The organism is Parasphingorhabdus sp. (assembly GCF_036964675.1).
Classification (GTDB): domain Bacteria; phylum Pseudomonadota; class Alphaproteobacteria; order Sphingomonadales; family Sphingomonadaceae; genus Parasphingorhabdus.
In genome coordinates this window covers 1-26,508 of sequence record NZ_JBALTF010000018.1, presented here as the reverse complement: position 1 = coordinate 26,508, position 26,508 = coordinate 1, and the positions used below count along the sequence as shown (strand labels likewise).

The following is a 26,508-nucleotide window of genomic DNA, read 5'->3' as shown; positions in this document are numbered from 1 at the left end:
GAATAATGCGGCGTGCGCACGGATTCCTCTCCTGAATTGCCGTGCAGGCTGGCTGATGCGAGCAGCGATGCGCGCCGCGGATCATTGTCCGGAAGCGCGGAAGCCATGCCCTCCAGTGCCCACGCCCGGGAAAGATTGAGTCCGTCCAGATGGACCAATTTTCCATCGGTCGGGTCGTTGACAATACCGACTTTCAGCCAGTCGTCGCTGCCATCGGTCGGAATCTCTGGCAGGAAAGTCGACAGCCAGCTGGCATATTCGCTGTCATCCATCACCCGCCGCATCAGGTCCGCAACCATCAGGCAGGAAGACAGAAAATCCTCCCCCGAAGGTTCATAAGCCATCGGACAATTGCGGTCATTGCGATGGAAGCTTAGTGCCTTGTCGCGCACCAGACTGGCCATTTCGCTGTCACCGCTGCCAGCGGCCCAATCGAGAAACAGTCCAAAGGCAAAGGCGGACTGGTTATGGGTTCCCAACCGGATGGGATAGGCCAGTTTCGGCAACCAGTCCTTGATATTGCCCACGATCAAAGCCTCCAGCGGCTTCAGTCGGGCCAGCCATGTCTTCGCCTGTTCGGCCTTGCCGCCTTCGCCATCCGCAATCTCGCGCAGTTCGGCGGTCAGTTGCAGGAACCACGCGATGCCATAGGGCCGCTCGAACGCCGCCCGGTCGTCACCTTGAAAATAGGCCATCTCACCGGCAATTTTTTCAGCCGTGAAATTCGCTGCCAGCGCGGCGGCGATCTCTTCATCCATCTCGGGAACCAGGTCCTGCCCCCACAGGCGGGTCAACAACCAATGGCCGTGAACGGCGCTATGCCAGTCGAAACAGCCATAGAAAACCGGAGTCAGCTTTGCCGGTTCCGCCACATCGGCGGCGCTGTTCAGAACATGGCTGATCTTGTTGGGATATTGCTTGTTGATGCAGTTGAGCGCGATCCGCGCATAAGCCTGTTCCGCTCTGCGGGGTGTCAGACCATTGTCCGCCGGGTCAGGCGCGGTATTTCGACGCTCGAACACGCCGCGTTCTTGCGACGACGATGCTTCTTCTTCCTCCGCCACAGAGCAACCCGCCAATATCGCGATCAACAACGCAATCAGTCCTGTTCGATAGATCATCCGACGCTCTCCAAAGATCATTTTCCAATAGATACGAATTGACCCCTTGGCAAAAGACTATAGGGCAAAAAATCTCTTCCGCCATTGCCAGTTCCGGCCAGGCGATTTGCAGTGGAACAGATAATATCGCGACGCAACCCGCCATATTCCTAACCGGTAGTCCCATTCGGCATATAGCAACCATGTCACTGACCGCCAGCATCGGTTTGCTGACCATGTTCCTCGTCGACTTTGCCGATCTATTCTATATCGCACAACTGGCTGACAGTTCGCTGACTGCTGCCATGGGTTTTGCAGCCACAATCCTGTTTTTCGCGACGGCGTTCCATATCGGCCTGATGATCGCAACCAGCGCGCTTGCCGCGCGCCATATCGGTCAGGGCGATCCGGATCGGGCGCGGCGCTATCTGACCAACATCATGGTGCTCAGCACGATGATAATCACGCCGGTAGCGATCCTGTTTTTTATTTTTGCACCCGATATTCTGGAACTGGCCGGTGCCAACGGAACCGCCAATCAGGCTGCCACCGGCTATATCCGGATCGTCGCGCCATTCATGCCGTTCAGTGTCGCAGCCATGGTCTGCTCCGGCTTTCTGCGCGCCCATGGTGCAGCCCGGCGCGCGATGAACGTGACACTCAGCATGGGCATCACCAATGCCATTCTCGACCCGATCTTCATCTTTGGCTTCGACTGGGGAATCAATGGCGCAGCGGTCGCGAGCGCCTGTGCCGCTGTCGTTTCGGCGATGTTCGCAATCTGGCCGGTCATAAAAAGTTATGGCGGTTTCGACGGCTTTTCCGTGCCGAGCTTTCGCAAGGATATTCCCTCGATCATGACGATCCTGATCCCCGCGATTCTGACCAATGTTGCCACACCGATCGGCGGTTTCATTTCCTACCGTTTCGTCGCCGATTATTCCGATGATGTCATTGCCGGCTTTGCGGTTGTCGGCCGGGTCGTACCGGTTGCTTTCTGCCTGATGTTCTCGCTTTCCGGCGCCATCGGTCCAATCATCGGACAGAATTTCGGCGCACGGCAATTTGACCGGGTGCGCACGACGATCAAGCAGGCGACCATTTTCGCTATGGCCTACACGCTGATCATCTGGCCGATCCTGTACCTGCTCAGCGGCCTGATCAGCGACGCATTCCATCTGACGGGCGAAGGGCGGCATGTATTCTGGCTATTTGCCGCCCTGTTGACACCGCTCTTCTTTTTCAACGGCATGTTGTTCATCGGCAATGCCGCCTGCAACAATCTCGGTCATCCGGCATGGTCCACAGTGATGAACTGGCTGCGCAATACGCTGGGCCTTGTCCCCTTTCTCTGGCTCGGCCGAGAATATTACGGGCTGGACGGGATTGTTGTTGCCCCGGCAGTTGGCGGCATAATTTTCGGCATCGCCGGATATATGGTTGCTCAATATCTGGTCAATTTGCGGGAACGAAGGTCCATGTTAACCGGTTAACCTGTAAGCAAAGCGCGTCCCATGATGGAACAGCGTTATTTTGCTCAGCGCAGCGCCGGTAAAAACCGGCTACATCCCGCCCCTTCCGCCCGCTTGGGCCAATTCAGGTAATTTGATAACCCGTGCGCGTACCACCACCCTATGTCCCGCCCCTGAGCAGTCATATGCCCGATTATGGATTGGGTGACCCGTATCCGGGACCGCTGCCCATGGCGGACAAGCTGCCAGACGGCGCGAGTACCGGTTGGGGGGCAATGGGTTCCAGTTCCGCACCGGAATCAAAACAGCGCCGATCGTTCGCGAAACTGACGCTCCGCGAACGCATATTGACCGTATTTTTCCTGATCAGCCTGATCCTGATTCCAACAACCATGTCACAATCGAGCGTCGATGCGCAGCAGTTCAACCCCAGCGATCCCGGGCTGCAATCGGTCGAACGTGCCGAAGAAAATTTTGCCGGTTCGGCCTTTTATTTCATCGACCCCAATTATGCGACCCCGCAAAATTATGACGGTTTCGGCATAGATCCGCTCGCGAACCCGGGCACTGGATCGATTGACGGCTTGTCGGATATGCCCGGCAATGATGCTGACCAGACATCACCGGCACATCTCATCCGGCAAACCGCCTTTCACGGCTCGGCAATAGACGATAGCCGGGCTCTATATTGCCTGGCCCAGGCGATCTATTATGAAGCCGGGATGGAACCAGATGCCGGCCAACGCGCCGTCGCGCAGGTCATATTGAACCGCGTCCGCCATCCCAGCTATCCGAACACGGTCTGCGGCGTGGTCTATCAGGGCAGCGAACGGACGACCGGTTGCCAGTTCACTTATACTTGCGACGGTTCGCTGCGCCGCAAGCCTGTGCGGTTTCACTGGGACCGTGCCAAGAAGGTCGCTGCCGAAGCATTGGCCGGGAAAAGCTATACGACCGTCGGCACCGCCACCCATTATCACGCAAGCTATGTCTATCCCTATTGGGCGCCGAGCCTGCGCTTCCTCGGGACGCTGGGCGCGCATCGTTTCTATAGCTGGAAAGGCAATGCCGGTAAGGCCAGTGCATTCAGCCAGCGATATCGCGGTGGTGAGCCCTTGCCGGTGCCGAAGCCCCGCCGCTATGATGTCGCCAGCAGCAATAGCCCGGCCTCCGCGCTCGACCCTATTGCGCTGGAAAATGCCTATGAGGCGGGCCGACGCAAGGCCGAAGCCGAGGCTGCCCAATCAGAGAAAATGGCTGCGCTCGCCGCCGACAATGCACGCCGCCATGATCGGCCTGCTCCGGCGCTGGATGTAAATGCACCCCGATCCTATCAGGCACCCAATTACAGCGCCCAGGCGAAAGCCAACGGTGGTGATCAAGCCTATGCGGGACAGAAACTGCCGGATGTCAGCCAGGTCAAAGCCGAGTTCCGCAACAGCGGTAGCTGGAAGAAAAAACCCGGGGGCTAGTCTGAAACGGTGGTTTCCCGATAGTTTCGCTGGCAACCAACGATGGGTTTCCCTTGCCATCGCCCTTAACTCCCGCCTAAAGGCTCTCGATTTTAGTGGAAATGAAGCGGAGCGCTCTGATGGCGACGAATTGGACGGCAAATAGCTGGCGGGATTTTAAAGGGCTGCATATGCCCCAATATCCTGACGCTGCCAAATTGGCGGAAACCGAGGAGCTGCTTGGCAGTTACCCGCCGCTGGTCTTTGCCGGTGAAGCCCGGAGCCTGAAACAGGATTTGGCCGAAGTTGCTGCGGGCAAGGCATTCCTGCTGCAGGGCGGCGATTGCGCCGAGAGCTTTGCGGAATTTCATCCGAACAATATCCGCGATACATTCCGCGTCATTCTTCAGATGGCGGTGGTGCTGACCTATGCATCGAAACTGCCGGTGGTGAAGCTCGGCCGCATGGCTGGCCAGTTTGCCAAACCGCGCTCCTCTGATGTCGAAGTGCAGGATGGTGTCGAACTGCCCAGCTATCGCGGCGATATCATCAACGGGATCGAATTTGACAGCAGCCGCCGTGATCCGGATCCGGAACGGATGGTTCGCGCCTATAACCAGGCGGCGGCCACGCTCAACCTGCTCCGCGCTTTCTCCACCGGCGGCTATGCCAATCTCAAGCAGGTTCATGGCTGGACCCATGATTTCATGGCACGCAGCCCATGGGCGAAGAAATTCGAAGAAATGGCTGACCGGATTGGTGAAGCGCTGGCCTTCATGGAAGCATGCGGGATCAATCCCGACACCGTGCCGCAATTGAAGACAACGTCCTTCTACACCAGTCACGAAGCGCTGCTGCTGCCTTATGAGCAATGCCTGACCCGGCAGGACAGCCTGACCGGCGACTGGTATGATACCAGTGCGCATTTCCTCTGGATTGGCGACCGAACTAGGTTTGAAGGTTCGGCTCATGTCGAATTTCTGCGCGGCATCGGCAATCCGATCGGCATGAAATGCGGTCCCTCGCTGACCCCCGATGCGCTTCTGAAAATGCTCGACACGCTCAATCCGGCGCGTGAGCCCGGCCGGATGACGCTGATTTCGCGCTTCGGACATGACAAGGTCGAAAGCGGCCTGACGCCGCTCGTCCGGGCGGTGAAACGGGAGGGCCATCCGGTCGTCTGGTCCTGCGATCCGATGCACGGCAATGTCATCAAGGCGGAGAGCGGTTACAAGACCCGGCCGTTTGACCGCATCCTCAGCGAAGTGCGCGGCTTTTTCGCCGTCCATCGGGCAGAAGGCACGTTTGCCGGTGGCATCCATTGCGAGATGACCGGCCAGAATGTCACCGAATGCACCGGCGGCGGCGTGGCGATCACCGATGCATCGCTCGGCGATCGCTATCACACCCATTGCGACCCGCGGCTCAACGCCGCGCAATCTCTTGAACTCGCGTTCCTGCTGGCAGAAATGCTCAATCAGGAACTATCAGACCGCACGCGGGAAGCCGCCTGATCATGGTGGGGAAAGCAAAGCCGGAACGGATGCGTCCAGAAGATTATGCACCGGGAGAATCGCCGATGAGGAGACGGGTGACCTATGTCCGCAAGGAGATCGTCAGCAAAGGTGTTGGATTTGGCAGTGCTCTGGCGATTGCTATCAGCTTCACCACCCACAAGTCGATATTTTGGGCGATCATCCACGGATTTTTCTCCTGGCTCTATGTGATTTATTACGCACTGACCCGATAGGCCGATATTCGCAAAGCCTATTTGCGTGACTTTTCCGGACCGGCAGATTATCAAAAGGCTTGGAATATTGGCTGGAGAACGGGATGATCCGATCGCTCGCATGGATATTGGCAGGTGCGATGACGGTTGCCGGATGTGCCGGACCGATACAGACCCGTGTCCAGACGCATCAGCTAATAGCCGCGCCTGAACAAAAAAACTTTGCCCTTTCCGCGATAGATGCAGTAGCCAATCGCGATCTGGCACGCGCCCGCGATATGGTCGCAGAATCGCTGAGCGAGCGAGGCTATCAGCCCTCTGCGGATGCATCAATATTGGTCCACGTCGCCCTCTCCGACCGGCCAGCCGATATCGCGATCAATGCTGGCGACAAAGATAGCGAACAATCCATAGCGGCCGCCAAAACACAAAAAAGGTTCCAGTCCTGCAAGGATCGCGAACATCGGTTGACGATCAGCCTTTTCGATCAACTGCGCGGCACAAAACTATATTCGGGCAGTGCCGCAGAATATCATTGCAAAGGCACAATCGCGCAGTCTTTGTCGTTTCTGGTCAATTCCGCCCTGTCCGGGCTGGATCAGCAACCGACCGATATACCGCGCAGTGTAACCCGCACCCGCGAGGGCCGTGAATGATCACCCTTCCTGCTCCTCGAGGTCGGGAGCCAGGGGCAGAAGCACGGTAAAGCGGGCACCGCCATCCCGGCGATTCTCCCCCCTGACGTAACCACCATGCCTTGCGATCACCCTGGCAACAAAATTCAGCCCCAGTCCGGCTCCCTTTATTGATGAATGCGCCATTCGGTCATCGCTGGCGAAACGCTCGAACAGTTGGCCCAGCATCTCTTCGGAGATCCCTTTGCCCCGATCGGAAATCGCGACCGATACAAAGGCTTGCCCATCCAGTTCGGTCACCCGGATCAACATCGTCACGACACCGCCATCCGGGCTATATTTGATCGCATTGTCGATCAGATTGACGAAAGAGCGATAGAGACTGGAGGGTTCAACACGGACAAAGGCGCCATCCGACTGATCATCGACTTCGCAGCGAATGCTACGCGCCTGGCCGAGCGGCCAAAGACTGTCATTGGCTTCCTCGACCAGTTCCGCGAGCAATATATCCTCGCCGGAAAATTCGCTGGCATCAATCCGTGCCAGACCGACGAAATTGTCCGCCAGCGCCAAGGTGCGCCGCGCATGGCCTGCGATCCGGCCGGCCGTCTCATCCCTTTCTTTTCCATCGAGAAGCGCCAGAATTGCCGCCTGGGGCGCGCGCATGTCGTGGGACAGCAGCTCCAGCACTTCCTCCCGTTGCTGTGCGGCATGGGCGACTTGCGTGATATCCGCGAGATAATGAATATGGCCCTTCAGCAATCCTTCGTCCGACAGCACAGGTGCGCGCCGCATGGCGAAGATTTGTCCGTCGCGTGAAGTAAAATCGACAAAATCATGTTTTGTCGGTCTGTTCTGCAGGTCGAGATAGTCCTTAACCTCCTGCAGATCACCGGGAGATACAAAGCGGTTGAGCATGTCGTCCAGCGCCAGATCCTGCGCACCGTCTTCCATCCCGGTCTGCGCCAGCCGGTTGACGAATGTCACCTTGCCATCGAGATCGGTGATGAACATCGGGTCGGGCAGGTTCCTGAGCGCATCGCTGATGAACCGCCGCAAATCGCGGACATGGGAAATGGCGTGAGTCAGCCGTTCGGCCTGACCGGTGATGACATCGACAGGACCGAGCTCCGGACGCATGATCGGGATATCGATGCTCGACTGACGAAAATTCTGCAGTTCGTTGTCCATGAAATCACTGGTCGCCTGCAACCGGCGCCAGCCCCAGACAGGGTAAACCAATATGACGCCCAGCAAGGCGGTTCCGGGCGCGAACCAGAGCGCGAATTGCATCAGCATCGCGCTGGTCAGCAATATCGTCACTATCAGGGCGAACGAGACAATGATCGTGGTCCGCGGACGCCATCGCCAGAAACCGAGCAGCAATATCCAGACCGGTAGCAGCGACAGCGCCAGTTGCTGCCCGAAGGCGATCGGGATGATGAAATCGTCGCGCGCAATCGCGCCATATAGATTGGCCATGATCTCGACCCCAGAGAGCGTTCCGCCATCGCCGAGCGGAACCGGATATTGATCTCCCAGGCCGTTGGCGGTCGCGCCGATCAAGATGATCTTGCCTTGCAGGAAAGCGATCGGAACCTGTCCCTTGGCCAATGCGGAATAGGATATCGATTGATACACACCGCGCTGCGCAAAGGGCATCAACAGCTTCTGATCACAATCGTCCAGCCGGTCATAGGCCGGCGAAGAGCGGCTGTGGAGCGAGCGATAGATCTTCTCCATCAAATGTGGCCAGTCTGCCCCCGTCGCCTTGTCGCCGAAGCACAGAGCTGCACGGCGGACGACGCCGTCCGCGTCGAAAACCAGGTTTACATGGCCCAGGCCAGTTGCCGCGTCAGCAAAAGGCGCGATCGGCTGTTTGACATCATATTCTGCACCATTGCTGCCGGGAAAAACGAAATGTAGCGGCAGGAACAGGTTCGAAATGCCCGCCATCGCCTTCGCCAGCGCCGCATCACCATCGGCGTCGCCAGGTTCACTCAGCAGAATGTCGAAACCGATCGCTTCCGGATTGCCCGCTGCCAGCTGCTCAAACAGCGCGGCGTGCCGCTGCCGCGGCCATGGCCATTGTCCAAAAGCTGTCAGGCTGTCTTCATCAATCTCGACAATCAATATGTCAGGTTGCGGCGCTGGTCGATCCATCCCGGACAGCTGGTCATAGATCAGATTGTCGAACCGCGACAGACTGTCCCAATAGGCCAGTGCCGCAACCAGACAGGAGGCCAGCAAAGCCACGGCCAGCCATTCCAGGCCCAGACGCTGGCGCAGTCTCATCGGCGATTGAGCCTCTGAAAAAAATCGATCATCAGCCGGACCCGTGCAGCTAGTTGGCCACGGTCAATTTTTCGAAATCCGTCCATTTTTCGATCGCCTCCGGGTCTTCCGGATCGCTGGAAAACTGAATCACGCCCACGCGCCAATAATATTCCCCATCCGGCAGATCCGACAAGGTGATGGTGTCCCGGGACAGCCCGGTTTCATCGATGATCGGAACAGACGTCTTGCTGTCCTTCAGGATCTGGAGCCGGTAATATCTTTGTCCCTCGCCCTCGCCGAACCATTTGAAGCGATAACCGAAATCACCGGCATCGGCGCTGCCCCCCAGAGTGCTGAGCTGACGCTTGAAGCTATAGGTCGCCGGCATGCCTTCGAAGCCATCCGCCGCCAGTGCGGTCACCTTGGCAAAATAGCGTCCGTTCGGGATTGCCGGCAATTCCAGCATCGCGCCCTGTCCTTCCGTTTCTGCCACAAGATCAACGAAGCCAGCATCGGACGCAATGATCAGGCGATGACCAACAGCCGATTCTCTCGGAGCGATGGAAAAATGCAATTCCGAATCCGACTGAACTTTTGCCGGATCCAATAATTCTGGCGGAGGCAGCAATTCCGCTTTGGCAATCGCGCCTGTCACCGTCGCCGCGGCGCCGGTACCGGCAGGCACGCTAATCAACTGGCCACCGATCAGGCTTCCCCCGCTCGCAACGACCACTTCGCCTTCCACCGTTTCGGAAAAGGCCGTGCCCGATCTTTCATCCACTCTGATGCGATAGTCGGTTCCGCGAACCGCAGAGACCGCAACCGGAGTGCGAACCCGGTAACGGTCCGCTTGCTTTTCCAGGGGTGCTACTTTTGACCGGATGCGGCCCTTTTCGACAGCAATCTCATAATCAATGCTATCGGTCAGCAGGATGTGGCGCAGGCGGGTGATCCGGACCTGGCTGTTGGATGGCAGCGAAACACGCGATCCATCTTCCAGTTGCAGCGTCAGGAAACTCCGCGCTGCTGTCTTGATATCGCTGCCCTCACCAATATTCAGGCCCATGGCCGGTGTCAGATTCCGGCCAGCGAAAGCAATGGAGACATTCCCCCGAAACGCACTCAGCCTGGCCTCACTCGGACGATATTTTAGCGAATAGACGGGAATCTGGAGCGGTTTTCCGATAGGAATCTTGTGGGGATCGACGATGCGATTGATCCGCTGGACGGCGACATAGTCAGGCCATTTGCGCAGATATTGACTGGCCAGGCCAGACAGCGTGTCCCCGCGCTTGAAGACATAGGTGACTTGCTCCGGATCGGGATTTTCTTGGGCGGCGGTTTCACTCGGCGCAAAGGCTGAAGCGCAAATGAACAAAGCGACCAAAAGGCGAAGGCCCGATGATCGAATCCCGTTCCGGAAGTGTTCCGACACAATTACCCTCCGATGCCAAATGTCTCCAATCTATAGCCATAGCCGAAAACCGTAAAAATCCGAAATCCGTTTTCCGGCTTCAATGCCAGCTTGGATCGAATGCGCGAAACGTGCATGTCGAGGGTCCGGGTCGCGAGATGGGCATTGGTGCGCCAGACGGTTTCCATGATATATCGCCGCGACAATGTGCGGTCACGGTTGCGGAACATCAGATCGGTCAGCTCGAATTCTTTCGCGGTCAGGGCGATTTCCCGGTCGCCATGCCGGACCGTCTGTTCGATGCGGTTGAGCAGATAGTCACCATATTCTGCTGTGGTTTCCATTGCCGATGCACCGTTGTTTCGGCGCAACAAGGCATTGATCCGGGCGGCGATGACATTTTTGTCTTCGGGCTTGGTGATATAATCATCGGCACCGGCATTCAGCGCATCGGTGATATCCTGTTTAGCCGTGCGGCTGGTCATCATGATTACCGGCGGGCGGTCTTCGACCGCGCTTTCCATCCACTCCAATATTTGCATGCCATTCTTGCCGGGCATGTTCCAATCAAGGATTACCAGATCAAACGTGTCCCGCAGTAATGCGTTTGAAAGGGACGTGCCATCCGCGTAGCCCGCATAGACATATCCCTGACCTTCCACGATTCCACCCAAAAATTCGATAATTTCTGAATCGTCATCCGCTATCGCTACCCGCATTTCAACTCTCCTAGCAGTCTTCTATCCTTGTTACGGCGAACATTGCTTTTTCAGGCGACTTCATGATTTGCGTTTTACTATCATTTACAGCATTTTTACCAGAAATACGACTAGCTATTTACAATCATTTACATGTGAAATGCCTGGGCGAAATTTGATCCAAGACCCAATGACGGGCTCAATGCTGCCTTTTAAAGGCGGTAAGGAAAGGCAATTTTGGGGAAGGAATGGGCGTTGATAAACAACGCCGCCGCCGGATCATGGAAACCGGCGGACAGGCCAATGGCTATTTCTCTGTGACGAAATTTGGTTGGGGTGGCAGGATTCGAACCTGCGCATGGCGGCATCAAAAGCCGCTGCCTTACCACTTGGCGACACCCCAATATTAGCGGGCCTGATTCTGGCGTGCCGCGCTGGTGAACGGGCCTATTATCCAGTTTGCCCGCAAGGAGCAAGAGGCAGTTATATCTAAGCTTCGAACAGCCGTTTTACCCAGCCATGATCATCCGGCGCAATCCCGCGCTGGATATCGACTAGCCGCCGCCGCAATTTTTCGGTCAATTGACCAGGGCCGCCGCCGCCAATGGTGAATTCACCCCCGCTGGACCGGACGGTACCGACCGCCGTGACCACCGCTGCGGTACCGCAAGCGAAGGTTTCGACCAGCTTGCCGCTGGCGGCATCGGCTTCCCATTGATCAATGGCATAAGGTTCTTCCATCACCGTCAGACCCTCTTCACGGGCGAGCGTCATGATCGAATCGCGGGTAATGCCCGGCAGGATTGTTCCGCTGAGTGGCGGCGTGATCAGCTTGCCATCGTCCATCACGAAAAACAGATTCATGCCGCCCAGTTCTTCCACCCATTTATGTTCGGCCGCATCTAGAAAAACAACCTGGTCACATTCTTTCTCGATCGCTTCGGCCTGCGCGATCAGGCTGCCGGCATAATTGCCGCCACATTTGGCGGCGCCGGTGCCTCCGGGTGCTGCCCGGCTATAATCTTCGGACACCCAGATGCTGATCGCCGAAGCGCCGCTCTTGAAATAGCCGCCAGCAGGAGAAGCGATCACCAGATAGAGATATTCCTTGGCCGGACGGACGCCGAGGAACACTTCGCTGGCGAACATGAACGGACGCAGATAGAGCGAGCCACCTTCGACCAAAGGGAACCATTCACGGTCGATATCGACCAGAGCCTCGACAGAATCGAGGAAAAGCTGCTGCGGCAGTTCCGGCATCGCCATCCGCCGCGCCGACGCCTGAAAGCGTTTGGCATTTTCTTCGGGGCGAAACAGAGCCGTTGCGCCATCGGCCAGACGATAGGCCTTCATACCCTCGAATATTTCCTGGGCATAATGCAGAACCGAAGACGCCGGATCCATCAAGATCGGTTCCCGTTTGGTGATCCTGGCATCGTGCCAGCCATCGGCCTCGCTATAGCGGATCATCGCCATATGGTCTGTGAACAATGTCCCGAAACCCGGGTTCTCCAGCAGTCTCGTGCGCTCGCTGGCATGGACCGGCGTAGCGCTGGGCTCCAGCTTGAATTTCAGGTTTTTCATATCTGCCATATACTGCCGCTTTCGCTGTGTTTCATGCCGACCATCGGAAGAATTGGAAGCATAATCCAATTGTCTTGCAATCCCCTAATCAGCCTGTCAAGATACGTCAACATGACTGACGTATCTCGCCCTGCCATATCCCCCGGCGCCTCTCCGCTTTTTCTGCGCGAAGACGAGGTCCGCCGTGGTGTTGAGCTGCTCTATTTCGGCTATACCAGACTGACCAATGCGATTGATCAGGAGCTGGCGAAACAGGGCCTGGGTCGAGCCCATCATCGCGCCTTATATTTCATTGCGCGGCAACCCGATCTGACCGTGGGTGAACTGCTGAAATTGCTGGCGATCACCAAACAGTCGCTCGGTCGGGTGTTGAAGGAATTGCAGGACCGGGATTTCATCCTGACATCGCCCGGCGTCATCGACCGACGCCAGAAGTTGCTGCGCCTGACCGAAAAAGGGGCCGCGCTGGAAGCGGAACTGTTTCGCCAGCTGCGCGAGAAGCTGTCTTCTGCCTATGTTTCTGCCGGCCAGGAATCGGTGACCGGCTTCTGGCATGTTCTGGAAGGCCTGATTCCCGCAAGCGACCGCAAGATGGTATTCGACCTGCGCGGGGACAACGGCTGAGGCTGGCCTGGCGCCAACCAATAGTTCTCAGGCTTCGCCGACCGTGTCGACCATCGCATGCTCGATCGCATCCTTTGGACTCTTGTCGCTCCACAAGACGAACTGGAAGACCGGGTAAAAACGTTCCCACTCTTCAATCGCCAGATCGACAATTGTCTGCGCCTGATCCAGACCCAGCATGCCGCTGCCGCCGAGCAGGGTAGCATGGCGGAACAGCAGGACATTATTGTTCGACCAAAGATCGAAATGGCCCAGCCAGAGCTGCTCATTGATCAGTCCGAGCGTCTCGTAGATGACGCCGGTTTTTTCTTCTGGGACCCGGATTTCAGGCAATAGCAGGATTTGCAGGACATGATCCTCGTTCCGCCAGATGGCGCGCATCTGATAGCTGGTCCAGTTGCCCTTGATCTCGACCGACAGCTCGTCATCACCGACATGATCAACCGACCAGCCGCGCGCCTCGAAAAACGCCGCCAGCATATCCACGGGCGGCGCTTCTTCCTGATCAAGCTCTTCCCATTGGTCGTCAAGCATCGCGGTTCCAGATCATTTGCAAATCAGAGCCTAGTGGCCCACTCGCCGGATCAGGGCAAGGCAAGCAAGCCTCGCCCCTCACATTGTTTGTGGGAACGCTGTGGATAATGCCCGCCGATCAATCGCCGATCAGGGAGGCAATCAGCCGTCTTTTTTGGGAGGGGATGCCTTCCGTGCGGCCGCCTTTGGCGCTGCCGGCTTGCGTGGCGCAGCAGGCTTAGCCGCCGCTTTCTTTGCCGGGGCGGCTGTGCCCTGTTCCAGCGCCTCAACACGCTTCTTCAGCGCATCGGCTTCGGCGCGAGCCTTGGCCGCCATTTCCTTAACCGCTTCAAATTCGTCGCGCGAGACAAAATCCATGCCGCCGAACCATTCCTTGGCGCGTTCCCGTGCACTGGCTTCGGCTTCGCGGCCGACGCCAGCCATGGTTCCGGCGAGACCATTCAATACTTTGGAAAGATCATCGAAAAAGCGGTTCTGGCTTTGCATTTCATTAAACTCCGTCACTGCCCTTTCGGGCCTGAAAAAATATTGCCCTATATCTGGGTTCTCGCCGCCGGAACAACAAGGGTTTCCGCACCCGGATTCAACCATTCAATCTGTTTGTTGAGGACCGCCGCGAAACACAGCCAGGCCAGATAGGGTATCATCAACCAGGCGGCGGCCTTGCGAATCCGACCAAAAACCACCGTCGTCGCCAGCGCCATCACGAAGATAATCGCCAGAAACCAGAAAGCGGCGCTAACCTGATGCATGCCGAAAAACAGGATTGGCCAGAACAGGTTGAGTGCATATTGCACGAGATACAGGACAATCGCCAGGCCACGCATCGGCGCGCCACGGGCGTGCAGCACCATCGCAAACGCCGTCCCGATCATTGTATAGAGCAGCGCCCAGGCCGCACCAAATGCCCATCCCGGTGGTTGCACCGCCGGCTTGATCAACGCCTGGAACCAGCGATTCTCTTCGCCACTATTGGCAAATTGGCTGAATGTAAATCCGAGCAGCACCGTGATCGGGACAATGAACAATATCCAGCGCAGCAAAGACATGCGCAGCTGACCTTTTGAAGCAATCTGATTCACAGGGGCAGCATCCTTGATCGAAAATTACACGAATCGTCCGGGAGGCTTGTGCCTCAAGCGCCTATGCTTGTAACAATTTCTCGGCATTTGGCTAGCGTTATGCCGTTGTATTCATGGCATCGGATATCCGGAGAAAATTGACGCCACCCTTGGTATTTTCTGGTTCATCGCCATGTTGGCCGTACTGGAATATCCGGATGCGGCGGAACAAAGCTTTGATTGTGACAAATAGGACGGACTGCTAGATGCTTGCTCATGAACGATAAAACCAATTCCGTCGAAAAAGACACCCCTCCTGCACCGCTCAAAAAGATCGGAAATCTGCGGATGGTGTTCGATCGCGCCGTCCATTATCCGAAACAAATAGCTTTCGCTTTGCTGGCTCTGCTCGTCTCCGCAACGGCGACGCTAGCGATACCGGCTGGCTTCAAAACCATCATCGACAAAGGCTTTATGGCTGGTAGCGGGGATTTCGCTCCCTATTTTCAAGGCCTTCTGGGAATAGTCGCGGTTCTGGCTGTCGCGACGGCCTTCCGTTTCTATTTTGTCAGTTGGCTGGGCGAGCGGGTCGTCGCCGACCTGCGGCTCGCGGTACAGGCCAATCTGCTGCGGCTGGCTCCGGGCTTTTTTGAAGAAAACCGGCCATCCGAAATCGCCTCGCGCATGACCGCCGATACCGCAATTATCGAACAGGTGGTCGGAACCACCGTGTCTGTAGCCTTGCGCAATCTTGTCATCGGCATCGGCGGGATCATCTATCTGTTCACCCTTGCTCCTGCGCTCACCGCCGGGCTGCTGCTTGGCATTCCGGTAATCATCCTGCCGATCGTTTTTCTCGGCCGGAAACTGACCAACGTGTCCCGATCCAGCCAGGACCGGGTGGCGGATGTCGGCGCGATGATTTCCGAAGTCCTGGGCGCAATGAAAATTGTCCAGGCCTTCGGTCAGGAAAAACGCGAGCATGAGCGGTTCAACGGCGCGGTCGAGTCGACTTTCGATACCGCCAAGCGGCGAATCCGGCTACGCGCGATAATGTCCGCTATCGTGATCGGCCTGGTCTTCACCGGCATCACCATGCTGATGTGGCGCGGCGCAATCGGTGTTTCGGAGGGAACCATATCCGGCGGCACGATTGCTGCCTTTGTCATCACCGGTGGCCTGGTAGCGGGCGCCTTTGGCGCGCTCACCGAAGTCTATGGCGATCTGCTGCGCGGTGCCGGGGCTGCGGGCCGGCTGGCAGAGTTATTGTCCGAAAAGCCGGGCATCGCCGCACCCGAAAATCCGATTGCCCTGCCGGTGCCGTCGCGTGGCCAGATCGCCTTCGACAATGTCACCTTTTCCTATCCGACCCGCCCCGACACAGAGGCGCTGGGCAATTTTTCGTTGACCGTTTCCCCTGGTGAGACAGTAGCCGTGGTCGGCCCGTCCGGTGCCGGCAAATCCACCCTGTTTCAACTGGCCCAGCGCTTTTACGATCCGCAGAGCGGCTCGGTCCGGATTGATGGCGTAGCCCTGCCCTCGGCCGATCCGTCGGAGATCCGGCAGCGCATGGCACTGGTGCCGCAGGAAACCGTATTATTTGCCGCCTCAGCCCGCGACAATTTGCGTTATGGGAAATGGGAAGCGACCGACGAGGAAATATGGGAGGCCGCGCGCGTCGCCAATGCCGAGAAATTCCTCCGTGCCCTGCCCGAGGGACTGGACAGTTTCATGGGCGAAGCGGGAACCCGCCTGTCCGGCGGGCAACGCCAGCGCATCTCGATTGCGCGCGCGCTGCTGCGCAACACACCGATCCTGCTGCTCGACGAGGCAACGTCGGCGCTTGACGCGGAAAGCGAAAAGTTGGTGCAGGATGCGCTTGATCATTTGATGAAGGACCGCACCACCATCGTCATCGCCCATCGCCTGGCGACGGTTCGGACGGCGGATCGGATCATCGTGATGGATGAGGGCCGGATCGTGGAACAGGGTGACCATGACAGTCTGATCGCCAAAAACGGGCTCTACGCCCGGCTGGCCGAATTACAATTCAACAGCGCCGAAACAAGCCGGGCCAAGATAACCGTCTAGGGACTCAACTTGTTCAGAACGTGAAGCGTGGTTTGAAGCGACCGGGCTTTCCGTGATTGTGGGAAGTGCAGGCATCGCGGCACCAAGCTGTGCTGACGCCGCGCGGGGCTCAATCGGTCTAATCCTGCAGATCATGGAATGACAGCAATCTTGGGCCAAAGCTTCGTTGGAAGCGCGCACAGCCTGTCCTAAGGGCGCTTTCAGCTGATTCACAGCCGCGCCTCTGCCCTTGTTGGTTTCTGATCTTCTGCGCGTAATTGATACAAAAAAAGGGGGCCGCGATATAGTATCGCGGCCCCCTTTTTTATCTCCGGTCCAACGACCTAGTTTGGTGGTCGCTTGGCTTTATTGAAGCTGCCATATTGTTCGTTACCGACGAAGCCAAATTTGGTCACGCCGCTATCCTTGATCACCGCCAATGTGCGGTCGGTGGTCAGATAGGCGCTCAGCGGATCGGGCTGGAACTGCAGTTCCGGCTCTGGAACCATCGATTTCGTCTGCGCCAGATATTGTTTGACCTGATTCAGCGTTACCGGACTGTCGTTCCAGATGACCTGGTTGGTTGCCGTGATCCCGAGACGGTTTTTGACCGGATCGACAAAATCTTCCGGCGGCGGACTGTCATCCGCGACCGGCAGGTCGATCTTAACCGCGTGCGTTTGCACAGGGATTGTGATGATGAACATGATGAGAAGAACCAACAAGACGTCGATGAGCGGCGTCGTGTTCATCTCCATCATTGGCTCACCATCATCGTTTCCGCCACTCATTGCCATTCGGGAGTCTCCTTAACCTTGTATAACTCTAGTTGCCGGTCGAAACTATTCGACAACGATCGGTGTGGACAAAAAGCCCACTTTTGCAAAACCAGCACGCTGCATGGTGTAAATCGCGCCGCCAATACACTTGTAGGGCGTGTTGATGTCACCGCGGATATGCACTTCTGGCATATCTTCCGGTGTCATATTCTCGACTCCACCAAAGGATTCAATCTGATCCTCCAGCTGCTTTACCGCTCTGGTAACCAACTCGTTGGAATCAACCGGAATGGTGTTCCAGTACACGCGGCAGTTGCCGCCTGGAGTGGCTCCTGAATATTCGGCATCACCCGGGTCGCGTCCTGCAGCGTCCGTCGTCGTGATCGACAGCAGCACATTCTCGCGCTTTGTCGTGGTCACTTCAAATGGAAGCACTGGAAGTTCGAGCTTCACAGTCTGGATAACCACCGGGACCGCGATCAGAAAAATGATCAGCAGAACCAGCATAACGTCCACGAGTGGGGTAGTATTAATGTCGGATAGAGGGGATTCCTCTCCGCTACCGCCCCCAACATTCATCGCCATAGGATTTTATCCTCTCAAAACTATACCATCTGAAGGGAGCGAAGGCCCCCTTGTCGTGCGTTGGCCAGGTCGCCAGCCAAAAATCTGGCTGGCAACCCGGCCCCCGGCTTATTTCTTTGCGGCAGGTGCAGCCGGCTTGGAAGCAGCAGCTGCTGCTGGTGCGACTGGCTTAACGCCGCCATCTGAAGCCATATAGCCCAGAACGTCGTTGGAGAATGCAGCGATCTGTTCGCCGATCCGCTTGTTACGTCCCTGCAGCCAGTTGTAGGCCAAAACGGCTGGAACAGCCACACCAAGACCCAGAGCGGTCATGATCAGTGCTTCACCAACCGGACCAGCAACGGCGTCGATCGATGCCTGACCAGCGATACCGATTTTGATCAGCGCGCGATAGATGCCGATAACCGTACCGAACAGGCCGATAAACGGCGATGTTGCACCAACGGTGGCCAACCAGGGCAGGCCCGTTGCGAGCTTGGACTTGATCAAATCCTGCGACCGTTCGATCGATCCGTGCAGCCAGTCATGCGCTTCAACCGGATCGGTCAATTTGGCATGGTCTGCATCGGCCTTGATCGCATCATCAACGATTTGACGGTAAGCCGAATTCTTGTCGAGCTTTGCTGCGCCTTCTTTAAGCGTTGCTGCACGCCAGAAAGTCGAGCGCATCGCGTCGCCCTGCTTCATGATCTTGTTCTGTTCGAACAGTTTCGAAAACAGGATATAGAAAGACGATACCGACATGATCGTCAGAATTGACAACACGGACCAAGCGATAACGCCGCCCTGCTCCATGGCTTCGATGAAACCGAAAGCGTTTTGTGGTGGAGTGGCAGCAGCGGCCAAAATTTCAATCAACATTTTAACATTCCCCTCAGGATAAACTAATTGCAAAAAAACTGTGACGGGAAGGACATCTGATAATGCCCTTCCCAATGTACATTATTTGGGTATCTGCCAACGAACGGCGTTGGAATAATAGCCCGTTGTAGGCTCGCCTCTCGAGTCCAGAGAAGGCTTGAACCGCGCACGCCGCGTCAGGTTTTTGCAGGCAGCCTCATCAAGATCACTATGGCCGCTAGAACCTGTGACCTGACAATCGGATACCCTACCATCAGCGTTTACGGTCAGCCGGAAACGCGTCGTCCCTTCACGTTCTTCACGCAGAGCCCGCGAAGGATAGTCATTCGCATTGGCCCAGCTGCCAGGATTACCACGCGGCTCCGGATTCGCCCGCTGTGGCGGAGGAGGAGGTGGCGGTGGTGGCGGAGGCGCAACCACACGTGCTGGTGGTGGCGGTGCGGTTGGAACCGTCCGGATCACCGGCCGTGGCGCAACCACTGGGGCTACGATAGGCGGAGGTGAGACCACGGGTGGTGGCTCAATCGGCTTGTCTGGTGGCGGTGGTGGTTCTTCCGGTTCTTCCGGTGGTTCTTCTTCATCAATGTCAATCATGTCCAGCTGCGATGCAACCTTCTTGACGGCAGTATAGGCTAGCCCGGTGACCAGCGCATAGCCAAGTAACAGGTGAATGATTACGACAAGAACGATCGATATGATCTTGTTCGAACTCATCTCTTGGTCAGCATAAGCCATTCAGAAATGTAACTCCTTTTTCCCCATCACAAGGTAGTATACTTCATCACTGAAGTTCCAGACAAAGAGCGAGAGGTTTGGAAACCATCGCGACCCTTATTATCCCCATGACAACTTTTCGTTCGCTTGAAAGCCATCTTAAATTTGTTTTAACGTGCTAGTTCGAAGCAGGCAATCGCTTTGTTGGTTCAGAACCGATTAAGCTGTTAAAGACCTACTGTAAGCGGTAAAACCCGGCATCCTTAAACCCTGTTTTTGAGAAAATCATGCGCCCCTTGTTTATGTTCGCCTTCGCCCTGTTTTCCAGCCAAATGGCGGTATTTTCAGCTGTCTCGCAGGTTGTGGAGGAGAGCGACCCGCTGCAATATGCCGACCTCGCCGACCTCAGCTCGGATGCACCGCTAATTATTCACCTTACGGTCAAAGAGGCCATAAAAGTCGCTCCGGAACGCGCGCCAAATGCCCCTCCGGGAACGCAACGCTTTTATATCATCGCATCGACCAGCGCCCTGATTCGTGGCCAGGGAGGCGTCGGTGAAACGATTCGGTACGTCATCGATCTGCCGCTGGATGAGCGCGGACGTCCCCCAAAAATTAAGAAAAAGCCCTATATTATATTCGCCCGTCGTCCGGCTGGCGGAAGCAGCGACAATGTCCAGTTGGTCGCCAAGGATGCACAGATTGCCTGGACCCCCAGTCGCGAACAGCGGGTCCGTTCGCTGGTCCGCGAACTGATGGCTCACGATGCACCACCGGCGATATCCAGGATCGCCAGCGCCTTTCATGTGGCCGGCACGATCATCGGAGAAGGCGAGACCCAGATATTCATGGAAACCGATACCGGCTCACCCATTTCAATCACGGTGCTGAAACGGGATGGTCAGCGGAAGTTCTGGGCAGTTTCACTAGGTGAAATTGTCGACGAAGCTGCTCGAGCGCCGATCAGAAACAGCCTGCTCTGGTATCGGCTGGCCTGTTTTCTGCCCCGTCAGTTGCCGGCCAGTGCGTTGGCCAGCGACACAATCGCCAATGCCCAGCAGGCACGCAGCGATTATCAGACAGTGGTCAACGATCTTGGCAACTGCCCGAGATCACGCCAGCCCTGAAGCTGCAGAACTAGTACTGGCATTCGGCAAGGGCAGCGTTAATAAGGCGCCAACAATCCCACCCCAATATTAAAGAGGCTATTGACCATGACTGCTCCGCTTCGCATCGCGCTCGCTGGACTGGGCACCGTCGGGACCGGAGTTATCCGGCTCATCGAAGAAAATGGTGCCATGATCGCACAACGGGCCGGCCGTCCGATTGTCGTAGCCGCCATTTCTGCCCGCGACCGGAATCGTGACCGCGGTATCGATCTGACCTCTTATCCCTGGTTCGACCAGGCCGAAGAGCTAGCCTCGCTTGACGACATTGACTGCGTTGTCGAAATGATCGGCGGCACCGATGGCACAGCGCTGGACCTTGCCCGCAAGAGTCTGGCTGCGGGCAAATCTTTCGTCACCGCCAATAAAGCGATGATTGCGCATCATGGCATGGAACTGGCCAAGGCGGCCGAAACCGGAAATCTCTCGCTCAGATATGAAGCAGCCGTTGCCGGCGGCATCCCGGTAATCAAGGGGCTGCGCGACGGTGCTTCGGCCAACCGGATCGAGCGCGTTTACGGAATTCTCAACGGCACATGTAACTATATACTCACCGCCATGGAAAAACACGGGCGCGCCTTTGACGACGTGCTGAAGGAAGCCCAGGAAATCGGCTATGCCGAGGCCGACCCCAGCTTTGACATTGACGGTGTGGACGCAGCCCACAAGCTAGCCATTCTGGCGGCGCTATCCTTTGGCAAGGCGCTCGACTTCGAAGGCGTGGAAATCGATGGCATTCGCCATATCATGGCGGCAGATATCGGCCAGGCCAAGGCCCTGGGATATCGCATCCGCCTGCTCGGCATGGCCCGGATTGATGACGGAAAATTATTCCAGCGGGTCAATCCCTATCTGGTACCCGAAAGTCATCCGCTGGCCCATATCGAGGGATCAACCAATGCAGTGGTTGCCGAAGGCAATTTTTCCGGACGGCTGATGTTTCAGGGTGCCGGCGCCGGGGAAGGACCGACGGCCTCCGCGGTTGTCGCCGACCTGATCGATATCGCCCGGGGCGATGCCGGCACGGTCTTTGCTGCACCCGCCAGTAAAATGGAAAGCTGTGAGCGCGCCGAAAGCGGCAACCGGATCGGCAAAAGCTACGTGCGCTTCATTGTCACGGACAAACCCGGCGTATTGGCAGAAATTACCGCGGCCATGCGCGATGCCAATGTGTCGATCGAGAGTCTCATCCAAACCGCAAAAACCGATGAAGGATCGGTGCTGATCTCTATGGTCACGCATGACAGTCGCGAGCGGAACGTCTCGAAAAGCCTTGCTGCCCTCTCCAGTTCCACCAGTTTGCAGGCCGCTCCGGTGGTGATGCATTTGCTCAGCGATCAGGACTGATCAGTCGCCGGTCAGAACTCCATCACGATATTGCTGTTGATAATCTTCGGTTGGGACCTCAACAGTTTCAAGCCCGGCGACCTTTTTTAGTCCATTCAGAATCCGTCTGCCTTTACCATTACCAACAACAGATTTTAACCGTTCGATAGAGCAGCCGCTATCCTGCAGCGAAACTCCGCAACTTCCTGAAGCCACGCGGGAGGAATTCGCCGCTGGGATTTCTCCGCGCTGGGGTCCACCATTTCGATTTGGTCCGGCCAACTCGGGAAACGGCAACCGCTGCATGCGATCAATCTCGGGTATGCCGCACACCACAATCTCTTCCCCGGTGCGATGGAGGAGACAGCCGTCAGCATCTACCGCCACCAATTGCCGCGCATTTGCCAGCAACTGGGCGGTCCGGTCCACCGGTAACTCACTCTGCCCAATCGCGGTCGACGGTATCCACAAGAGGATCAGGAAAACCTGTCTCGACATTGCAATATCGCTCCCCTATCGAGAGTTCAAAATCACACCTTACAGAAGGACTAATCGATAATATGCCCAAAGCAAGCGACATATTGGACCGCGTACTGGTTATGGAAATGGTACGTGTCACTGAAGCAGCGGCAATATCGGCAGCCAATCTGATCGGCCGCGGTGATGAAAAAGCGGCGGATGCCGCTGCCGTGGAAGCGATGCGCGCTGCGCTGAATGAACTGGACATATGCGGGACGGTGGTCATCGGCGAAGGCGAACGCGACGAGGCTCCGATGCTTTTTATCGGCGAGAAAGTCGGACGCGGCTGTGAAGGCGATTCCCCGGCCATTGATATTGCACTCGATCCGCTCGAAGGCACAACCATCACCGCCAAGGCCGGCGCCAATGCGCTGGCCGTTCTCGCGATCGCGGAAAAGGGCAACCTGCTCAACGCGCCTGACGTCTATATGGACAAGCTGGCTGTCGGACCGGGCTATTCGCCCAATATTATCGATCTCAACAAATCCGTGACCGAGAATGTCGAGGCCGTCGCCAAGGAAAAGGGCGTCGAGCCATCCGAAATTATCGTCTGTGTTCTGGATCGGCCGCGGCACGACAAGATTATCGCTGAACTGCGCGGCATCGGCTGCGGAATCATGCTGATCCCCGATGGCGATGTTGCCGGCGTGATCGCGACAACCGATGAAGATACGACCGTCGACATGTACATGGGCAGCGGCGGAGCGCCCGAAGGCGTGCTGGCGGCAGCCGCTCTGCGCTGCGTTGGCGGCCAGTTCAAGGGCCGTTTGTTGTTCCGCAATGATGATGAACGTCAGCGCGCCTATAAATGGGGTATCGAAGATCTCGACAAAATCTATGATCTGAAAGAATTGGCCAAAGGCGATGTGATATTTGCTGCGACCGGCGTCACCCATGGTTCGCTGCTGGAAGGTGTGAAGAAATTGCGTGGCGGCAAGATGACCACGGAAAGCGTCGTCATGCGCGCTTCGTCCGGCACCGTGCGCTGGGTGAAGAGCGAACATCGCCAGAGCTGAATATGAGCATCGCCAGCCTTCTGTCGCCAAGCCGCATCGCGTCGAAGGCGAGATGGGCGATTCTTGCTCTACCATGGCTGATTAGCGGGTGCGTGACGCCCGTTGACTATGGCAAGATACCGCATGCCGCCTATGTCGCACCCGAGCGATGCAATCCGACGGCAGCGACTCAGGCAGCGGCAGATGACAAGCCGTTTTTCTTTGTCACGAGCCGTCTGCCGGACTGCCTGACCGAAAATATCAGCCTGCTCAATCATCGCGGCGACAAAGTGCGCTATGGCCGCTTTGCTCGGCCGCAGAATGAAGAGCCGGAATCGGACGCAACGGCGCCCGCGGTTTCGCTATCCTTTACCGATTCGCAACAATGGTGGGCCAATCTTGCCGGCAAGATGCGCGCTGCCGACGGTCGGGTGTTGGTCTATGTCCATGGTTTTCGGGAAACCTTCTACACCAGTTCACGCGATACGGCGCAGATTGCCCGGCTGGCCAATTTCACCGGGCCAGTCATCCAGTATAGCTGGCCTTCGCAGGGCGCCTTTCTCAAATATCCGGTCGATGAAACCAATATGTACTGGGACGAACGCAATTTTCGCAAATTCCTGATGCAATTGGCGCAGTTGGAATCGACCAAGGAAATCGTTCTTATTTCCCATTCGCTCGGTGCACGGCTGGTTCTGCCATCGGTGGAATATGTGGATCGGAATGTTTCCAATGGCGATTCGAGCGTCATTTCGAACATCATTCTGGTTTCCCCAGATGTTGATACGCAGGATTTTGAACGCGATGCGACGGAAGAGATATTGTCGGACCGCCGCGTCCGGAACGACCGGAGAATCACCGTCTATGCGTCGATGAATGACCGGGCATTGTCGCTGTCGGACAATTTCCACGGCTATCCTCGTCTCGGTTATCCAAGATGTTTTGATCCTTTTGAAGCGGCTGATCTCAAGGCCAGAAACTTGCCCGAGCGATGCTATGCAGCACAGCCCAAATATGCAGAAGCAATCGACAAGGCGGCTCTGACCATAATCGATACCACCGCGATCAGCCGCGGCAGAAGCGGCCACAGCAACTATCTGCTGAGCGCCCCGGCGTGCCGGGATTTTGCGGCAGTGGTCAATGGCGAACGGAAGCCGGAGGGACGCCAGGCAACGCATCTCGCCCATGTCTTTGTCCTGACGCCTATTGCCGACGGCGAAAAGCCCGATCATTTGGCGATTTGCCGCCGGACAGAATGACGGCAAATGCATTCGATCCGCTGACAGCCCTGCTCGGTCAGGTCCGCGCCTGCACGATCTGCTCCGACCTGCCGCTTGGCCCCAGACCGCTTCTGCAAGCCTCTGCAAGCGCCCGAATATTGATTGCCGGTCAGGCCCCGGGTAGCAAGACCCACGAAAAAGGCCGGCCATTTGATGATGCCAGCGGCAAACGGCTGCGGCAATGGCTGGGCGTGACCGAAGATCAATTTTACGATCCGGACATTTTTGCGATTCTGCCGATGGGCCTCTGTTATCCTGGCGCCGGCAAGGGCGGTGATCTGCCACCCCGACCGGAATGCGCGCCGGCCTGGCGCGAACCGCTGCTACAGGCATTGCCGAACATCCAATTGACGCTTGTTCTCGGTCAATTTGCTCAGGACTGGCATCTGGCGACAAGGAAATCCCGGACGCTGACCGAGACGGTGAGAAGATGGGAGATATTCTGGCCGGACCATCTGCCCCTGCCCCACCCCAGCCCGCGCAATATCCGCTGGTTCAGGGCCAATCCCTGGTTCGAGACGGATGTAATTCCGGTGTTGCAGCAACGGATTGGTGCGCTGGTCTAGAAGACACCCATGGCCAACCCGGCCGATAGCGTAGCACCCGTCTCGGCGCAGCGCGCGCGATCACTTTCCGGAATATGTTTAGGAGCCAATATCGCTTCCTCGGTCTGGGCATGGGTGCAGATGATCAGCGAATCGATCACTTTCTTGAGCCGCCAGCCGGTGGCGATCCGCTCCAGTTGGGCTCTCGCATTCTCGCCATCCGATCCGGCGCAGATCATCGACGCATAAGGCCGTCCCTCGATCTTGCCGAGCAACGGATAATAGCAGCGGTCAAAAAACGCCTTCATCACCCCGGCGATTGCCGCCAGATTTTCCGGCGTCGCGAAAATATAACCATCGGCGGACAACATATCCTCCGGCTGGCAGTCTTCGGCGCGAATCACCCGCAAATCCGTGCCTTCCTCACCCCGTCCGGCCTCGGCAGCAGCCTTGACCATCTGGGCGGTGCCGCCGGTATAGCTGTAATAGACGATCAGAAGCTTTTTCATCCTCTGCTCCCTAACAAGTTACTGACCGATTGTCAGCGCCGCAGCTTTCACGCATAGCGCGGACCATGAATGCAGTATTGAACGTAGAGAATTCCCTGTCCGGACAGAGCTGGCGCTGGCGCAGCACCAGCGCCGACGCGCGCGATCCCGGATTCCAGCCGGATGATCTGGTCACCCAGCTGTTGCTCGCCCGCGGTGCCAGCCGCGAAACGCTCGAGATCAACCGCGATCCGACGATCAGGGGCTTCATGCCCGATCCCTCGGTCTTCAAGGATATGGACGCGGCGGCCGATCGTCTGGCTCTTGCTATCAACAATCAGGAAAAGATCACGATATTCGGCGACTATGATGTCGATGGCGCGACCAGCGCCGCCCTGCTGATCCGCCTGCTCAGGGATCTCGGGCTGGAAGCCGGCTATTATATCCCCGACCGGCTGATGGAGGGCTATGGTCCCTCGGGCGAGGCTTTGGTCAGGCTCGGCGAGCAGGGCAGCAATCTGGTCGTCACCGTCGATTGCGGGGCGATGGCCTTTGAAGCGCTCGACATGGCGCATCAGGCCGGGGTCGAGGTGATCGTGGT

At 57.0% G+C, this 26,508-nt stretch carries 27 protein-coding genes and 1 tRNA gene; 13 read left to right on the top strand and 15 right to left on the bottom strand.

The window, feature by feature from the left end; translation table 11 throughout:
- Positions 1–1,121, bottom strand: a 1,121-nt coding sequence (locus V7665_RS05145; RefSeq protein ID WP_335663468.1) for a DUF2891 domain-containing protein, incomplete at its 3' end; no start/stop codon positions are given.
- Between the two features lie 182 nt (positions 1,122–1,303).
- Between V7665_RS05145 and V7665_RS05140 the strand changes: the two genes are divergently transcribed.
- From V7665_RS05140 to V7665_RS05120, 5 genes are all read left to right on the top strand, one after another.
- The gene (locus V7665_RS05140; RefSeq protein WP_335663467.1) at positions 1,304–2,593 is read left to right on the top strand and encodes an MATE family efflux transporter; all 1,290 of its coding nucleotides are present in this window, start codon (positions 1,304–1,306) and stop codon (positions 2,591–2,593) included.
- A 209-nt stretch (positions 2,594–2,802) separates the two neighbouring features.
- Positions 2,803–4,044 carry a cell wall hydrolase gene (locus V7665_RS05135; protein WP_335663466.1) on the top strand — a complete coding sequence of 414 codons (1,242 nt, stop codon included), beginning with the start codon at positions 2,803–2,805 and terminating at the stop codon, positions 4,042–4,044.
- A gap of 119 nt (positions 4,045–4,163) precedes the next feature.
- Positions 4,164–5,537, top strand: coding sequence for a class II 3-deoxy-7-phosphoheptulonate synthase (locus tag V7665_RS05130; protein WP_335663465.1), 1,374 nt, complete (start codon positions 4,164–4,166; stop codon positions 5,535–5,537).
- 2 nt (positions 5,538–5,539) lie between these two features.
- The gene (locus V7665_RS05125) at positions 5,540–5,773 is read left to right on the top strand and encodes a hypothetical protein (protein WP_335663464.1); all 234 of its coding nucleotides are present in this window, start codon (positions 5,540–5,542) and stop codon (positions 5,771–5,773) included.
- Between the two features lie 83 nt (positions 5,774–5,856).
- Complete coding sequence (locus V7665_RS05120; protein WP_335663463.1) at positions 5,857–6,408, top strand: hypothetical protein; 552 nt, start codon at positions 5,857–5,859, stop codon at positions 6,406–6,408.
- Here V7665_RS05120 and V7665_RS05115 read toward each other — a convergent pair whose 3' ends face one another.
- From V7665_RS05115 to V7665_RS05095, 5 genes are all read right to left on the bottom strand, one after another.
- Positions 6,409–8,682 (bottom strand): CHASE2 domain-containing protein, encoded by a 2,274-nt coding sequence (locus V7665_RS05115; RefSeq protein WP_335663462.1) that lies wholly within the window; start codon positions 8,680–8,682, stop codon positions 6,409–6,411.
- A 49-nt stretch (positions 8,683–8,731) separates the two neighbouring features.
- A complete protein-coding gene (locus V7665_RS05110; protein WP_335663461.1) occupies positions 8,732–10,099 on the bottom strand; it encodes a FecR family protein in 1,368 nt (455 codons plus the stop codon).
- 2 nt (positions 10,100–10,101) lie between these two features.
- The gene (locus tag V7665_RS05105) at positions 10,102–10,797 is read right to left on the bottom strand and encodes a response regulator transcription factor (protein ID WP_335663460.1); all 696 of its coding nucleotides are present in this window, start codon (positions 10,795–10,797) and stop codon (positions 10,102–10,104) included.
- Positions 10,798–11,104: 307 nt separating this feature from the next.
- Positions 11,105–11,179: transfer RNA gene (locus V7665_RS05100), tRNA-Gln, on the bottom strand.
- Positions 11,180–11,265: 86 nt separating this feature from the next.
- On the bottom strand, positions 11,266–12,369 hold the full coding sequence (locus tag V7665_RS05095; RefSeq protein WP_335663459.1) for a branched-chain amino acid aminotransferase: 1,104 nt from the start codon (positions 12,367–12,369) through the stop codon (positions 11,266–11,268).
- A 102-nt stretch (positions 12,370–12,471) separates the two neighbouring features.
- On the opposite strand from V7665_RS05095, the gene V7665_RS05090 reads away from it, so the two are divergent.
- A complete protein-coding gene (locus V7665_RS05090; RefSeq protein ID WP_335663458.1) occupies positions 12,472–12,984 on the top strand; it encodes a MarR family winged helix-turn-helix transcriptional regulator in 513 nt (170 codons plus the stop codon).
- Between the two features lie 27 nt (positions 12,985–13,011).
- Here the strand turns inward: V7665_RS05090 and V7665_RS05085 are convergent, their stop codons facing one another.
- From V7665_RS05085 to V7665_RS05075, 3 genes are all read right to left on the bottom strand, one after another.
- Positions 13,012–13,518, bottom strand: a complete 507-nt coding sequence (locus V7665_RS05085) for a YbjN domain-containing protein (RefSeq protein WP_335663457.1) — start codon at positions 13,516–13,518, stop codon at positions 13,012–13,014.
- A gap of 141 nt (positions 13,519–13,659) precedes the next feature.
- Positions 13,660–14,004 (bottom strand): accessory factor UbiK family protein, encoded by a 345-nt coding sequence (locus V7665_RS05080; RefSeq protein ID WP_335663456.1) that lies wholly within the window; start codon positions 14,002–14,004, stop codon positions 13,660–13,662.
- Positions 14,005–14,051: 47 nt separating this feature from the next.
- The gene (locus V7665_RS05075) at positions 14,052–14,600 is read right to left on the bottom strand and encodes a TspO/MBR family protein (RefSeq protein WP_335663455.1); all 549 of its coding nucleotides are present in this window, start codon (positions 14,598–14,600) and stop codon (positions 14,052–14,054) included.
- 255 nt (positions 14,601–14,855) lie between these two features.
- On the opposite strand from V7665_RS05075, the gene V7665_RS05070 reads away from it, so the two are divergent.
- Positions 14,856–16,670 carry an ABC transporter transmembrane domain-containing protein gene (locus V7665_RS05070; protein WP_335663454.1) on the top strand — a complete coding sequence of 605 codons (1,815 nt, stop codon included), beginning with the start codon at positions 14,856–14,858 and terminating at the stop codon, positions 16,668–16,670.
- 323 nt (positions 16,671–16,993) lie between these two features.
- On the opposite strand, the gene V7665_RS05065 is transcribed toward V7665_RS05070, so the two are convergent.
- From V7665_RS05065 to V7665_RS05050, 4 genes are all read right to left on the bottom strand, one after another.
- On the bottom strand, positions 16,994–17,446 hold the full coding sequence (locus tag V7665_RS05065; protein ID WP_335663453.1) for an ExbD/TolR family protein: 453 nt from the start codon (positions 17,444–17,446) through the stop codon (positions 16,994–16,996).
- Between the two features lie 45 nt (positions 17,447–17,491).
- Positions 17,492–18,013 carry an ExbD/TolR family protein gene (locus V7665_RS05060; RefSeq protein WP_335663452.1) on the bottom strand — a complete coding sequence of 174 codons (522 nt, stop codon included), beginning with the start codon at positions 18,011–18,013 and terminating at the stop codon, positions 17,492–17,494.
- A gap of 108 nt (positions 18,014–18,121) precedes the next feature.
- Positions 18,122–18,874 carry a MotA/TolQ/ExbB proton channel family protein gene (locus tag V7665_RS05055; protein WP_335663451.1) on the bottom strand — a complete coding sequence of 251 codons (753 nt, stop codon included), beginning with the start codon at positions 18,872–18,874 and terminating at the stop codon, positions 18,122–18,124.
- 81 nt (positions 18,875–18,955) lie between these two features.
- Positions 18,956–19,609, bottom strand: a complete 654-nt coding sequence (locus tag V7665_RS05050) for an energy transducer TonB (protein ID WP_335663450.1) — start codon at positions 19,607–19,609, stop codon at positions 18,956–18,958.
- Positions 19,610–19,875: 266 nt separating this feature from the next.
- Between V7665_RS05050 and V7665_RS05045 the strand changes: the two genes are divergently transcribed.
- Positions 19,876–20,715, top strand: coding sequence for a hypothetical protein (locus tag V7665_RS05045; protein WP_335663449.1), 840 nt, complete (start codon positions 19,876–19,878; stop codon positions 20,713–20,715).
- A gap of 87 nt (positions 20,716–20,802) precedes the next feature.
- On the top strand, positions 20,803–22,101 hold the full coding sequence (locus V7665_RS05040) for a homoserine dehydrogenase (protein WP_335663448.1): 1,299 nt from the start codon (positions 20,803–20,805) through the stop codon (positions 22,099–22,101).
- Here the strand turns inward: V7665_RS05040 and V7665_RS05035 are convergent, their stop codons facing one another.
- Entirely contained in the window at positions 22,102–22,578 is a 477-nt protein-coding gene (locus V7665_RS05035) for a hypothetical protein (protein ID WP_335663447.1), read from the bottom strand.
- A 62-nt stretch (positions 22,579–22,640) separates the two neighbouring features.
- Between V7665_RS05035 and glpX the strand changes: the two genes are divergently transcribed.
- From glpX to V7665_RS05020, 3 genes are all read left to right on the top strand, one after another.
- Complete coding sequence (glpX, locus tag V7665_RS05030; protein ID WP_335663446.1) at positions 22,641–23,615, top strand: class II fructose-bisphosphatase; 975 nt, start codon at positions 22,641–22,643, stop codon at positions 23,613–23,615.
- A gap of 92 nt (positions 23,616–23,707) precedes the next feature.
- The gene (locus V7665_RS05025; protein ID WP_335663445.1) at positions 23,708–24,853 is read left to right on the top strand and encodes an alpha/beta hydrolase; all 1,146 of its coding nucleotides are present in this window, start codon (positions 23,708–23,710) and stop codon (positions 24,851–24,853) included.
- Positions 24,850–25,440 carry a uracil-DNA glycosylase family protein gene (locus V7665_RS05020; RefSeq protein WP_335663444.1) on the top strand — a complete coding sequence of 197 codons (591 nt, stop codon included), beginning with the start codon at positions 24,850–24,852 and terminating at the stop codon, positions 25,438–25,440. The genes V7665_RS05025 and V7665_RS05020 overlap by 4 nt, the downstream gene beginning before the upstream one ends.
- On the opposite strand, the gene V7665_RS05015 is transcribed toward V7665_RS05020, so the two are convergent.
- Positions 25,437–25,928 carry a flavodoxin family protein gene (locus V7665_RS05015; RefSeq protein WP_335663443.1) on the bottom strand — a complete coding sequence of 164 codons (492 nt, stop codon included), beginning with the start codon at positions 25,926–25,928 and terminating at the stop codon, positions 25,437–25,439. The two genes, V7665_RS05020 and V7665_RS05015, sit on opposite strands and share 4 nt — an antisense overlap.
- Before the next feature lie 65 nt (positions 25,929–25,993).
- Here V7665_RS05015 and V7665_RS05010 point away from each other — a divergent pair.
- Positions 25,994–26,508, top strand: a 515-nt coding sequence (locus tag V7665_RS05010) for a DHH family phosphoesterase (protein WP_335663442.1), incomplete at its 3' end; no start/stop codon positions are given.